The sequence below is a fragment of the Streptomyces sp. NRRL F-5650 genome, assembly GCF_000721365.1.
GTDB lineage: Bacteria > Actinomycetota > Actinomycetes > Streptomycetales > Streptomycetaceae > Streptomyces > Streptomyces ardesiacus.
The window spans coordinates 75,979-88,219 of sequence record NZ_JOGV01000009.1; the positions used below are offsets into that span (position 1 = coordinate 75,979).

10 protein-coding genes are annotated in these 12,241 nt (G+C 74.3%); 3 read left to right on the plus strand and 7 right to left on the minus strand.

Annotated features, from left to right (window positions below):
* Nucleotides 1–17: 17 nt before the first annotated feature.
* Nucleotides 18–371 (plus strand): cytidine deaminase, encoded by a 354-nt coding sequence (locus IG88_RS0110860; protein WP_031038179.1) that lies wholly within the window; start codon nucleotides 18–20, stop codon nucleotides 369–371.
* A gap of 74 nt (nucleotides 372–445) precedes the next feature.
* Entirely contained in the window at nucleotides 446–1,399 is a 954-nt protein-coding gene (gene era / locus IG88_RS0110865; RefSeq protein ID WP_030399861.1) for a GTPase Era, read from the plus strand.
* 157 nt (nucleotides 1,400–1,556) lie between these two features.
* Here era and IG88_RS0110870 read toward each other — a convergent pair whose 3' ends face one another.
* On the minus strand, nucleotides 1,557–2,780 hold the full coding sequence (locus tag IG88_RS0110870; RefSeq protein WP_031038182.1) for a PfkB family carbohydrate kinase: 1,224 nt from the start codon (nucleotides 2,778–2,780) through the stop codon (nucleotides 1,557–1,559).
* Between the two features lie 81 nt (nucleotides 2,781–2,861).
* Nucleotides 2,862–4,157: a glucarate dehydratase family protein gene (locus IG88_RS0110875; protein ID WP_031038184.1), complete on the minus strand. Its 1,296-nt coding sequence runs from the start codon at nucleotides 4,155–4,157 to the stop codon at nucleotides 2,862–2,864.
* Between the two features lie 329 nt (nucleotides 4,158–4,486).
* Between IG88_RS0110875 and IG88_RS0110880 the strand changes: the two genes are divergently transcribed.
* Entirely contained in the window at nucleotides 4,487–5,842 is a 1,356-nt protein-coding gene (locus tag IG88_RS0110880; RefSeq protein WP_031038187.1) for an MFS transporter, read from the plus strand.
* Nucleotides 5,843–5,845: 3 nt separating this feature from the next.
* Here IG88_RS0110880 and IG88_RS0110885 read toward each other — a convergent pair whose 3' ends face one another.
* The 5 genes from IG88_RS0110885 to IG88_RS0110905 all read right to left on the minus strand — a co-directional run bounded on the left by IG88_RS0110885 (nucleotide 5,846) and on the right by IG88_RS0110905 (nucleotide 12,158).
* The gene (locus IG88_RS0110885; protein WP_031038190.1) at nucleotides 5,846–6,844 is read right to left on the minus strand and encodes an adenosine deaminase; all 999 of its coding nucleotides are present in this window, start codon (nucleotides 6,842–6,844) and stop codon (nucleotides 5,846–5,848) included.
* A gap of 20 nt (nucleotides 6,845–6,864) precedes the next feature.
* On the minus strand, nucleotides 6,865–7,770 hold the full coding sequence (locus IG88_RS0110890) for a ribonuclease Z (RefSeq protein WP_031038194.1): 906 nt from the start codon (nucleotides 7,768–7,770) through the stop codon (nucleotides 6,865–6,867).
* Nucleotides 7,771–7,791: 21 nt separating this feature from the next.
* Complete coding sequence (locus IG88_RS0110895) at nucleotides 7,792–8,145, minus strand: histidine triad nucleotide-binding protein (protein WP_031038197.1); 354 nt, start codon at nucleotides 8,143–8,145, stop codon at nucleotides 7,792–7,794.
* A gap of 233 nt (nucleotides 8,146–8,378) precedes the next feature.
* Nucleotides 8,379–11,582: a S41 family peptidase gene (locus tag IG88_RS0110900; RefSeq protein ID WP_031038201.1), complete on the minus strand. Its 3,204-nt coding sequence runs from the start codon at nucleotides 11,580–11,582 to the stop codon at nucleotides 8,379–8,381.
* Nucleotides 11,583–11,666: 84 nt separating this feature from the next.
* Complete coding sequence (locus IG88_RS0110905) at nucleotides 11,667–12,158, minus strand: hypothetical protein (protein ID WP_037835728.1); 492 nt, start codon at nucleotides 12,156–12,158, stop codon at nucleotides 11,667–11,669.
* Nucleotides 12,159–12,241 lie beyond the last annotated feature (83 nt).

A 12,241-nucleotide genomic window follows, 5' to 3' on the forward strand; every position in this document is an offset into this window, starting at 1 on the left:
CTCCGTATGCTCACCCCATGACCGAGACTCCCGACCTCGACCCCGAGGACCGCAAGATCGTCACCCTGGCCCGCTCGGCCCGCGCCCGCAACGGCGTGCCCGAGGGCGCGGCCGTCCGCGACGAGACCGGCCGCACGTACGTCGCGGGGACCGTCGCCCTGGACTCCCTCCGGCTCAGCGCCCTGCGCACGGCGGTGGCGATGGCGGTGGCCTCCGGCGCGAAGTCCCTGGAGGCGGCGGCCGTGGTCACCGAGTCGGAAACGGCGTCGCAGGAGGACCGGGCGGCGGTACGGGACCTGGGCGGGGCGGGGACGCCGGTGCTGGTGGCCTCGCCCGACGGCACGGTGCGCGGGACGGTCAGCGCGGGCTGACCGGTCACGGCCCGGCCGGCGGGAGGGGCGACCGTGGTACGGCGGGGCTCCGGGGATCAGGGACAATGGGCGCCATGAGCGTTCGTACCCAGTCATCCGAAGAACCGGCCGAGACAGTTCACCGGGCCGGCTTCGCCTGCTTCGTGGGCCGTCCCAACGCGGGCAAGTCCACCCTCACGAACGCTCTGGTCGGGCAGAAGGTGGCGATCACCTCCAACCGTCCGCAGACCACCCGGCACACCGTGCGGGGCATCGTGCACCGCGAGGACGCCCAGCTGATCCTGGTGGACACCCCGGGGCTGCACAAGCCGCGCACGCTGCTGGGCGAGCGGCTCAACGACGTGGTGCGCACGACGTGGGCCGAGGTGGACGTCATCGGCTTCTGCCTGCCGGCCAACGAGAAGCTGGGCCCGGGTGACCGTTTCATCGCCAAGGAGCTGGCGGGGATCAGGAAGACCCCGAAGATCGCGATCGTCACCAAGACCGACCTGGTGGACTCCAAGGCCCTGGCCGAGCAGCTCATCGCGATCGACCAGCTCGGCAAGGAGCTGGGGATCGCCTGGGCGGAGATCGTCCCGGTGTCGGCCACCGCCAACCAGCAGGTGGATCTGCTCGCCGACCTGCTCACGCCGCTGCTGCCCGAGGGCCCCGCGCTCTATCCCGAGGGCGACCTGACCGACGAGCCCGAGCAGGTCATGGTCGCCGAGCTGATCCGGGAAGCCGCGCTGGAGGGGGTGCGGGACGAGCTGCCGCACTCCATCGCGGTGGTCGTCGAGGAGATGCTGCCGCGCGAGGACCGCCCCGCGGACAAGCCGCTGCTGGACATCCACGCCAACGTGTTCATCGAGCGCCCCAGCCAGAAGGGCATCATCATCGGCCCCAAGGGCAAGCGCCTGAAGGACGTCGGCATCAAGTCCCGCAAGCAGATCGAGGCACTGCTCGGCACTCCGGTCTTCCTGGACCTGCACGTGAAGGTCGCCAAGGACTGGCAGCGCGACCCCAAGCAACTCCGCCGCCTCGGGTTCTGAACCACCGCCGGGAATCCCGGGCCGGGGCCCTGAACCGCCCGGCCGACCCCGGGCCCGCGCCCCGGCCACGCGGCGGCAGCGGCACGCCGAGGACGGGCGGCACGGCCCCGGGCAGACGCGGCGGCCGGGCTCCGAAGCCCCCGGAGGGCGGTGGCGGTCAGCGCGTTGGGCGGCGGAAGCCGATGGTCGGGACGGCGCGGCGCAGGGGCCAGGAGCCGGGCAGGTCGTCGGGGACGAGACCGGCCAGGAAGGCGTAGCGGCGCAGGGCAGCCGGGTCCTGGGCCTCGACGGACTGGACCTTGCGCCACCAGGTGGCGATCTCGCCCCACCCCGGCGCCGACAGCGAACCGCCGAACTCCTGCACGGACAGCGCCGCGGTGAGGCCGGCGAAGGCGAGGCGGTCGGCCAGCGGCCAGCCGGCCAGGGTGCCGGTGACGAACCCGGCCACGAAGACGTCCCCGGCGCCGGTCGGGTCCAGGGCCTCCACCTCGATGGCCGGGACCTCGGCGCTCTCCCCCGTACGCCGGTCCACCGCGTAGGCGCCGTCCGCGCCGAGGGTGACCACCGCGAGCGGCACGTGCTCGGTCAGGGCGTGCGCGGCGGCCCGCGGGCAGGTGGCGCCGGTGTAGCGCATCGCCTCCTCGGCGTTCGGCAGGAAGGCCTCGCAGTGCGCGAGGTCGGGCAGCGCGGCCAGGTCCCAGGCGCCGGTGTCGTCCCAGCCGACGTCGGCGAAGACGCGGGTGCCGCGGGCGGCGGCCTGGGCGATCCAGGGGGCGCGCACGCCGGGCGTGAGGGAGGCGACGGCGGCACGGGCGCGGGGCGGGCAGTCGGGGGAGGGCTCCTCGGGCGGCGGCTCGTGGCCGTGGGAGACCATGGTGCGCTCGCCCTCGTACGCCATCGAGACCGTCACCGGCGAGTGCCAGCCGGGCACGGTGCGGGACGGGGACAGGTCGATGCCCTCGCCCTGGGCGAGGGCGTCCCAGCAGTAGTCGCCGTAGTGGTCGTCGCCGAACGCGGCGGCCAGCGAGGTGCGCAGGCCGAGACGGGCCAGCGCGGTCGCCATGTTCGCCACGCCGCCGGGGCTCGACCCCATCCCGCGGGCCCAGGACTCGGTGCCGCGCACCGGGGCCGAGTCGAGCCCGGTGAAGACGACGTCGAGGAAGACGGTGCCCGTCAGGTACACGTCCCAGGGCGGGTCCTGCGGGGTGCGCAGGACGGCGAGGGGGTCGACCTCGGGCCGGCGGTGCGCGGTGCCGCCCTGGGTGTGGCGGTGGGTTCTCTCGTCGGCCGGCAGGACGGGCGACTCGGGCACGTCGGAGACGGCGGACACGTCGGAGACGGTGGCCGCATCGGAGACGGTGGACACGGTGGAGGCTGTCACGGTGCGCTCCCTGGCATGGTGCGGATCAGGCCAGTGTGCACCACACCGAGGACAACCGGACGCAGGCGGCGGAACCGCCGGTCACCAGCGCGGCACGGACGGGGTGACCCACCCGGGGTCGGCGACCCGCATCGCGGCGGCGTCGTCGCGGTCCCGCAGGGAACCGTCGTCGTCGAGCCAGCGCCGGTGCAGGAACTCCAGCCGGTCGCGGTCGAGTTCGACGCCGAGGCCGGGGGCGTCGGAGACGGTGACGCGGCCGCCGTCGAAGGCGACGCGGTCGGTCAGCACGTCCTCGGACTGCCACGGGTAGTGGGAGTCGCAGGCGTGGTGGAGGTTCGGCACGGTGGCCGCCACGTGGGTCATGGCGGCCAGGCTGATGCCGAGGTGGGTGTTGGAGTGCATGGAGACGCCGACGCCGAAGGTGCGGCAGAGGGCGGCGAGTTGCCGGGTGTTGCGCAGCCCGCCCCAGTAGTGGTGGTCGGAGAGCACGACCTGGACGGCGCCCTTGGCGAACGCCTCCGGTATCTCGGCGAACGTCGTCACGCACATGTTGGTCGCCAGCGGCACGCCGGTCCGCGCGGCGACCTCGGCCATGGCCGGGGTGCCGAGCGCGGGGTCCTCCAGGTACTCCAGGAGGTCCCCGAGTTCCCCGGCGACCCTCAGTGAGGTCTCCACGGACCAGGCGCCGTTGGGGTCCAGGCGCAGCGGGCGGCCGGGGAAGGCCGCGGCGAGGGCCCGGACGGCGGCGATCTCCTCGTCGGGCGGGAAGACGCCGCCCTTGAGCTTGAACGAGGTGAAGCCGTACCGCTCGGTGAAGGCACGCGCCTGCTCGACCACGCCGGCCGGGTCGAGGGCGGCGCCCCAGTCGTCCTTCTCGCACGCCACGCCCTCGGGGTGGGCGGCCCACTTGTAGAAGAGGTAGGCGCTGTACTCGACGGCGTCCCGGACCTTGCCGCCGAGCAGCGCGTGCACGGGCAGGCCGAGCGCCTTGCCGAGTGCGTCCAGGCAGGCGACCTCCAGGCCGGACAGAACGGACAGGCGCAGCTTGTCGGCGGTCTGGGAACCGCGCAGCCCGCCGACGTCGACCTGCCCGGAGACCCGGGAGGAGTCGACGGCGACCTCGTCGGCGAGGACGAAGAGAGCGTTCACGTCCGTGACCTGACGGCCGACCAGCAGATCGGCGAGGGGGCGGGCCAGTTCCAGGTACTTGGTGTCGCCGTAGGTCTCGCCCACCCCCGTGGCCCCGCCGGCCGTCTCGACCTCGACGATCAGGCGGGGAGTGTACGGCTGGTGCACCCCTTGCGTGTTCAGCAGCGGCGGGTCCGCGACCAGGACCGGCGTGAGGCGGACGGCCGTGACGGTGAGGTCGGTGAGCACGGGGCACCTTTCCTTCGTCCATGTACGGGAATGGAGGCTAGGTAAGTGAACCCGATGACGTCAATGGGCCGACGGCGCACACGGGGCGCACGCAAGGAGGTCCGCCAGTCCGCCCCGGCGCGAAACGGGGCGCCTTCGGCAAGGGCGGCGAACACGGCTACCCAGCTTCAAAACAACCAAACAACAATGTGACCCAGATCACACCAGCCCGCCTGTTTGTCGCCTCCCCCCGCTTGATACAAATTGCCCGCGCGCCCCTCTCGACCGACGGTCGTCGCCCCCTCTTTCTTCTCTTCCCACCGTCCCTTTCGCATGCCCTGGGAACGCCCGTGTTCGCCCCCCGCACCACTCCCTGGCCCCTCGTCGCCCTTTTCACGGCCGGCTACCTGCCTCCGTACCTGCTGCCCACCACCGTGGGCAGACTCGACACCAGCCTTCCGCTGTCCACCACGCAGGCGGGCGCCGTCGGCAGCGCGCTGCTGCTGAGTTCGGCGACCGCGGGCCTCCTGCTGGCCTCCCGGGTGCGGAGCCTCGGCCCCCGGACGCTGGCCCGCCTCGGGCTCGCGCTGGCCTTCCTCGGCTACGGCACCGCCGCGCTCACCACCGCCGTCCCGGCCGTCGTCGCCGGCGCGGTCGTCGGCGGATTCGGCTCGGGGACGGCCATGACCGTCGCCGCCTCCCTGATCGCCGCCGAACGCGATCCCCACCGCGCCTCCACGGTGGGCCTGCTGAGCGTGTCCGCGCTGGCCGGTGCGGTGTATCTGACGGTGCCGCATCTCGGCCGGGCCCACGGTCTGCCGCTGGCCGCCATCGCCCTGACCGCGCTGGCGGTGTGGGCGCCGGCCGGACGGCTGCCGGACGGTACGGCCGACGCCCCGGCCGCGCACGGCACCGGCGACACCGGCGCAGCCCCGCTCCCCCACCGCCGTTCGGGACTGGTCCTCGCCGTCGCGGTGCTGTGCTGGTCCCTGGCGCAGAACTCCCTGTGGGGCGTCAGCGGCCGGATCGGCCTGACGCAGGCCGGGCTGGGCGACGCCGCCCTCGGTGCCGTCTTCGCCGTCGCGCTGGGCGCGGGCCTGGTGGGCGTGCTGGCGGCCGGTGCGCTCGGGCCTCGGCTGGGACGGGCGGTGCCCGTCGGCGCGGGCACGGTGCTCATCGGGGTCTGCATCGCCCTGAGCGCGTCCGCGACCACCCCGGCGGCCTTCGCGACCGGCGAGATCGCCTGGAACACCTTCTACCCGGTCGTCCTGTCGTACCTGATCGGCCTCGCCGCCTCGCTCGACGCGCGCGGCCGGTGGGCGGTGCTCGTGGGCTCGGCGTGCTCGCTGGGCTCGGCGGCCGGCCCGCTGACCGGCAGTGTGCTCTCGGCGCAGGCCGGCTATCCGGTCATGGGCCTGGTGCTGGGCGCCGGGCTGCTGCTGCTCGCCGCGCCGATGACCGCCGTCGCCCTGCACACCGGCGGGCGCCCGCTGCTGCCCGGCGCGATCCGCCGCCGCGGCGGCACCCCGGCGGCGCTGGTCGCCGCGGCCACGGGCACGCCGAGCGGTGCGGTGCCGGAGGTCGGCGCGGTGGAGCAGCCGGTCGTGGAGATCGACGTGGAGGCCCCGGCCGTGGCCGAGCGGGGGGCCTACGACACGGCGGGACCCCGGCAGGCGGCGGCCACACCGGGGTCCGGTACGGGCTGAGTCCTACGCCGCCGGGAACTCGTACGCCTCGACCTCCGCGAGGCAGCGCGCCCGCAGTTCCTCGTCGTCCTCCAGGAAGGAGGCGAGGAAGGAGTTGCGGGCCAGCTCCCGCAGGCGCTCCTCGGTGAGGCCGAGGGCGGACCGAACGGCGTCGAAGTTGTCGCCCGCGTAGCCGCCGAAGTAGGCGGGGTCGTCGGAGTTGACGGTGCACATGAGGCCCGCGTCGAGCATCGCGGGCAGCGGGTGGCCGGCGAGGGTGTCGACCGTGCGCAGCCGCACGTTGGACAGCGGGCACAGGGTGAGCGGGACGCGGTCGCGCACCAGCCGCTCGACCAGCGCCGGGTCCTCCACCGACCGCAGCCCGTGGTCGATGCGCTCGACGCCGAGGACGTCGAGGGCCTCGACGACGTACGCGGGCGGCCCCTCCTCGCCCGCGTGGGCGACCCGGCGCAGCCCGAGGGCGGCGGCGGCCTCGTACACCTCGCGGAACTTCACCGGCGGGTGGCCGACCTCGGCGGAGTCCAGGCCGACGCCGGTGATGCGGTCCAGGTACGGCTTGGCGGCGTCCAGCGTCGCCATCGCCGACTCGGCGGACTCGTCGCGCAGGAAGCAGAGGATCAGCCGCGTGGAGACGCCGTGGTTCTCGCGGCTGCTGCCGAGCGCCCGCCACAGCCCCTCCACGACCGTGCCCATCTCCACGCCCCGGGCGAGGTGGGCCTGCGGGTCGAAGAAGATCTCGGCGTGCCGCACGCCCTGCGCGGCGGCGCGGGCCAGGTAGGCGTTGGCGAGGTCCTCGAAGTCCCGCTCGGTGCGCAGGACGGCCATCAGCTCGTAGTACAGGTTGAGGAAGGACTGGAGGTCCTCGAAGCGGTACGCCTCGCGCAGGGCGTCCTCGTCCGCGTACGGGAGCGCGACACCGTTGCGGGCGGCCAGCGCGAAGGCCAGCTCGGGTTCGAGGGTGCCTTCGATGTGGAGGTGCAGTTCAGCTTTGGGCAGGGGCATCAGAGCATCGTACGACCGTTTCACCGGCGTTTCGGAACCGGGACGCGGGTGAGGTCGCGGGCCACGGTCAGCTCCCCCGCGTATCCGGCCGCGCGCGCCTGCCGCTCGAACTCCCCGGGGTCCGGGTAGCGCTGGCTGAAGTGCGTGAGCACCAGGTGCCGTACGCCCGCGTCCCGGGCCGCGCGCGCCGCCTGCCCGGCGGTGAGGTGGCCGTGGTCGGCGGCGAGCGTCTCGTCCTCGTCGAGGAAGGTGGACTCGATGACGAGCAGGTCGCAGCCCTCGGCGAGGGCGTGCACCCCCGCGCACAGCCGGGTGTCCATGACGAACGCGAACCGCTGGCCGCGGCGGGCCTCGCTGACCTCGTCGAGCCGGACGCCGTTGAGCGAGCCCTCGCGCTGGATGCGGCCGACGTCGGGGCCCTTGATGCCGTGCGCGGCGAGGCGCTCGGGCAGCATGCGGCGGCCGTCGGGCTCGGTGAGCCGGTAGCCGTACGACTCGACGGGGTGGGAGAGCCTGCGGGCGTCCAGGGTGTAGGCGGGGGTGCGGGCGAGGGGTCCGTCGGTGTCGACCGGGGCCTCGGTGAGGGCGACGGTCTCGCGGTAGGCGGTGGCGTACCGCAGCCGCTCGAAGAACCGCTGACCGGAGCGCGGGTAGTGGGCGGTGATCTCGTGCGGGACCCGGTCGAGGTTGATGCGCTGGATCACGCCGGCGAGGCCGAGGCTGTGGTCGCCGTGGAAGTGCGTGACGCAGATCCGGTTCAGGTCGTGGGCGGCGACCCCGGCCCGCAGCATCTGGCGCTGGGTGCCCTCGCCGGGGTCGAAGAGGATGCCCTCGCCGTCCCAGCGCAGCAGGTAGCCGTTGTGGTTGCGGTGCCGGGTCGGGACCTGGCTGGCGGTGCCGAGGACGACGAGTTCACGTGCGGACACGGTGCCTGGTCCTGGTCCGGGCTATCCGGGGGGCCACTGGAGGCCGCGTCCGCCGAGCACGTGGGCGTGCGCGTGCCAGACGGTCTGTCCGGCGCCGCCGCCGGTGTTGAAGACGGTGCGGTAGCTGTCCAGTTGCTCGGCGTCGGCGACGACCTGCGTCTCGCGCAGGACGTCCGCGGCGAGCTGCGGGGCCTCGGCGGCGAGGGCGGCGGCGTCCTTGTGGTGGGCCTTGGGGATCACGAGGACGTGGGTGGGGGCCTGGGGGTTGATGTCCCGGAACGCGACGGTGGTGTCGGTCTCGCGGACGATCGTCGCGGGAATCTGCCCCGCGACGATCTTGCAGAACAGACAGTCGTCCTGGGGTTCGCCGGCCACTTGGCCCTCCTCACGCAGTGATCTTCTGGATGGGCATCGTATCCGCCACCGCCGTAGCTGCGGACAGTCCCCGTAGCTGCGGGCAGTCGTGCCGCTGGGGCGGCACGGGTGGGCGCAGCGGCACCCGGCACGCGCCGGCGAGCGCCCCCCGGCGACGACCACGGTGCGCGGCGCCCATGCCGTCCTGGGGGGAGGCACGACTGCCCCGCGGCCTCGGCCACATCCGCCACGGGCTAGGGCAGGCTCGGCGGCGTCTTCGCCGGGGACTCCTCCAGCGCCGCCAGCGCGAGCGCGACCGCCTCGTCCAGTTGAGGATCGCGGCCCGCCGCGTGGTCCTGCGGGCGTTGGGGGACCTCGACGTCGGGATCGACGCCGTGGTTCTCCACGCCCCAGCCGTACCCCTCCAGCCAGAACGCGTACTTCGGCTGTGTGATCAGCGTGCCGTCCACCAGCCGGTAGCGGCTGTCGATGCCGATGACCCCGCCCCAGGTGCGGACACCGACGACCGGACCGATGCCCAGCGCCTTGATCGCCGCGTTGACGATGTCCCCGTCCGAGCCGGAGAACTCGTTGGCCACCGCGACGACCGGCCCCCGGGGCGCGTCCTGCGGGTAGCTCGTCGGCCGCATCCCGCGCGGCAGGTCCCAGCCGACGATGCGCCGGGCCAGCTTCTCCACCACGAGCTGGGAGGTGTGGCCGCCCCGGTTCTCGCGGACGTCGACGACCAGGCCCTCCCGGGCCACCTCGACGCGCAGGTCGCGGTGGATCTGGGCCCAGCCGGGCGCCTGCATGTCGGGCACGTGGAGGTAGCCGAGCCGCCCGCCGGACTTCTCGTGGACGTAGGCCCGGCGGTCGGCGACCCACGCGTGGTAGCGCAGCGGCTCCTCGTCGGCGAGCGGGACGACGACCGCGTGCCGCACCTCTCCCCCGCCGGACGGCGAGACGGTCAGCTCGACCGGCTTGCCCGCGGTGCCGACGAGCAGCGGGCCGGGCCCGGTGACCGGGTCCACGGCCTGGCCCGCGACCGCGACGATCGCGTCCCCGGCGCGCACGGCGACCCCGGGTGCGGCGAGCGGGGAGCGGGCGTCGGGGTCGGAGGTCTCGGAGGGCAGCACCCGGTCGATGCGCCAGGCGCCGTCCTCGTGGCGGGAGAGGTCGGCACCGAGCAGTCCCTGCCGGGCGCCGGAGCCGTGGCCGCCGCGCGGGGTGACGTAGGCGTGCGAGGTGCCGAGTTCGCCGTGCACCTCCCACAGCAGGTCGACCAGGTCGTCGTGGGTGGCGACGCGGTCGAGGACGGGCCGGTAGCGGTCGAGGACGCCGTCCCAGTCGACGCCGTTCATGTCGGCCCGCCAGAAGTGGTCGCGCATGATGCGGCCGGTCTCGTCGAACATCTGCCGCCATTCCGCGGCCGGTTCGACGGTCTGCCGGACCCGGCCCAGGTCGACGGCGATGTTGGTGTCGCTGTCCTCGTCGCCGGAGGGCCGCCGGTCGCTGGGGACGACCTTGAGCCGGCCGTCGGTCCACAGCAGCACCCGCTTGCCGTCGCCGCTGACCTCGAAGTGGTCGGCGTCGCCGCCCAGGTGCTCGACACGCTGCTGGACGAGGTCGTACCGCTCCAGCTCGGTGTTGGGGTCGGGGTCCTCGGGGTTGGCGCGGGAGGCGCCGAGGACGCCGGTGAGCGGGTGGCGCAGCCACAGGACACCGTCCTTGGCGGCGCGCAGCCGGGAGTAGCGGGCGGCCTCCACCGGGAAGGGCACGATGCGGTCGGCGAGGCCCTCGATGTCGATCCGGGTGGTGGGGGTGCCCTCGCTGTCGGGGGTCTCCTCACGGTCCGGGGTCTCGAAGGCGCGGCCGTGGCGCTGCGGGCCGAAGGGCGAGGGCGTGGTCGCGGCGAGGGTGATCAGGTACGGCCGGGCGCCCTCGACGAAGGCGAGGTCGAAGACGTGCTCGTCGTAGACCGGGTCGAAGGAGCGGGTGGAGAGGAAGGCGAGGTGCTTGCCGTCCAGGGTGAAGGCCGGGGAGTAGTCCTTGAAGCGCAGCGGGGTCGCCTCGCTCACCGACAGGTCGGTGGTGTTGGCGAGCTTGAGCTGCCGCAGCGGCTCGGGGCCGGGGTGGGACCAGGCGAGCCAGGCGGAGTCGGGCGAGAAGACGAGACCGGAGGCGTCGCCGTCCTCGCTGCGGTCGACCTCGCGGACCTCGCCGCTCTCGCGCTCGACGAGCAGGACCCGCCCGTCGTGCGAGGCGACGGCGACTCGGCTGCCGTCGGGGGCCACGGCGAGGTGCAGCACCCGGCCGAGCTGCCCGGCGGCCAGGCGCCGCGCGGTGGCGCCGGGGGCGAGTCCGGTGGCGGGCGCGAACTCCAGGGCGTCGTCGCCCTCGGCGTCGGTCACCCACACCACCCACTCCTCGCCCTCGGCGCGGAAGGTGCGCGGCAGCCGGTTGCGCACGCCGGGCGTGACGGCGAGCGCGCGGGCGGGTCCGGAGCGGTGGGTGACCCAGTGCACGCCGCCGCGCACGGCGACGGCGCTGCCGCGCGCGGTGTGGTCGGGGGACGCGGAGCCGAACCAGTGGGCGGCGTTGACCGGGTAGGGCTGGAGGTCGACGCGGGCGCCGCCGAGCCGGATGTCCAGCCGGCGCGGTTCGGCACCGTCGAGGTCGTCCAGCGTCCACAGTTCACCGGCGGAGGAGTAGACGACGCGGGTGCCGTCGGTGGCGGCGTGCCGGGCGTAGAAGCCGTCGAGGGGGGTGTGCCGGCGCAGGTCGGAGCCGTCGGCGAGGGAGGAGTAGAGGGCGCCGGTGCCCTCGTGGTCGGAGAGGAAGGCGATCCGCTCGCCGACCCAGAAGGGGTACTCGATGTTGCCGTCGAGGCCGGCGTGCAGGCGAACGAACTCGCCGTCGTCCTCGCGGTCGATCCACAGCTTGCCCGCCGTGCCGCCCCGGTAGCGCTTCCACCAGGCGGCCTCGCGGCCCATCGGCGCGGACAGCAGCACGGTGTGCGGCCCCCGCGCGACGTCGCCGACGGGCCCGTACGGCAGGGTGGTCGCCGGTCCGCCGTCCAGCGGGACGGCGCGGGCCCAGCTACGGCGCAGGCTGGCCTGGCCGTAGGTGCTCAGGGCCAGGACGCGGCCGTCGGCGGTCCAGCCGCGGACCTGCGTCCTGATGCTGCCCCAGTGGGTGAGGCGCCGGGCGGGGCCGCCGTCGACGGGGGCGACGTGCACCTCGGGGGCCCCGTCGCGGGTGGAGGTCCAGGCGACCGCGGTGCCGTCGGGCGAGATGCGCGGATGGTTCACCGGTACGTTGTCGGCGCTGACCCGCCAGGCGCGGCCGCCGTCGAGCGGGGCGAGCCACACGTCGTCCTCGGCGGTGAAGGCGACCAACTCGCCGTGCGGGTGCGGAAAGCGGAGGTAGGCAGGCGCTGCGGGCTGAGTCACCCCCATACCCTATGCAGGGGCGCGGCCCGCCGACAGAGGTTTGGATCACTTCCCGGCCACGGACCCGCTCCGGCCGGGGACCCGTCCCGGTCACTTGCCCTCGACGGGCCCGCAGTGCGGGTCGCTCGGGCACCAGATGGTCCGGGTGACGGTCACGGTGGGGCCGGGCCGGTCCTGGGAGGGCCGGTTCGCGGGCGGGGCGCTCGGGGCGGCGTCGCAGTTGCCCAGTCCCTTGACCCGGAACCACTCCTTGCCGTCCACCTTCGCGCTCAGGTTCCCGCGCACGCAGGCGCCGTTGACGACCTTGGTGACCTTGCCGTCGACGGTGATGTCCTTGCCGTCGTCCGTCCTGCCCTCGCAGTGGACGGAGGCGACCGCGTCCTCGCCCGCCGAGGCCGTGCTGCCCCGGTCGCCGTAGGAGGCGGTGCAGGTGAGCCAGCGCACCTCCGCCTTCTGCCGCTGCAGTTCACGGGTCACGGTCTGGTCGGTCGTGTAGGCCACCGACGCGGAGCCGAGTCCGCCCGGCTCGCACGCGACGACCCCGCCGACGGCGACGGCCGCGCCGACGACCACCGGAGCCATGCGCCAAATCCGCCTCATTGCCCACATGAAGGGCAGCGTCCCACCGCTCCGGGACCGGCGGTAGGGCGCATACGGCCACTCTC

Bases quoted from the DNA above. Each gene is read 5' to 3' on its own strand.
- IG88_RS0110900 (WP_031038201.1), bottom strand. From the start codon at position 11,582: ATGGGGGTGACTCAGCCCGCAGCGCCTGCCTACCTCCGCTTTCCGCAC.
- IG88_RS0110905 (WP_037835728.1), bottom strand. From the start codon at position 12,158: ATGGCTCCGGTGGTCGTCGGCGCGGCCGTCGCCGTCGGCGGGGTCGTC.
- IG88_RS0110860 (WP_031038179.1), top strand. From the start codon at position 18: ATGACCGAGACTCCCGACCTCGACCCCGAGGACCGCAAGATCGTCACC.
- era (WP_030399861.1), top strand. From the start codon at position 446: ATGAGCGTTCGTACCCAGTCATCCGAAGAACCGGCCGAGACAGTTCAC.
- IG88_RS0110885 (WP_031038190.1), bottom strand. From the start codon at position 6,844: ATGCCCCTGCCCAAAGCTGAACTGCACCTCCACATCGAAGGCACCCTC.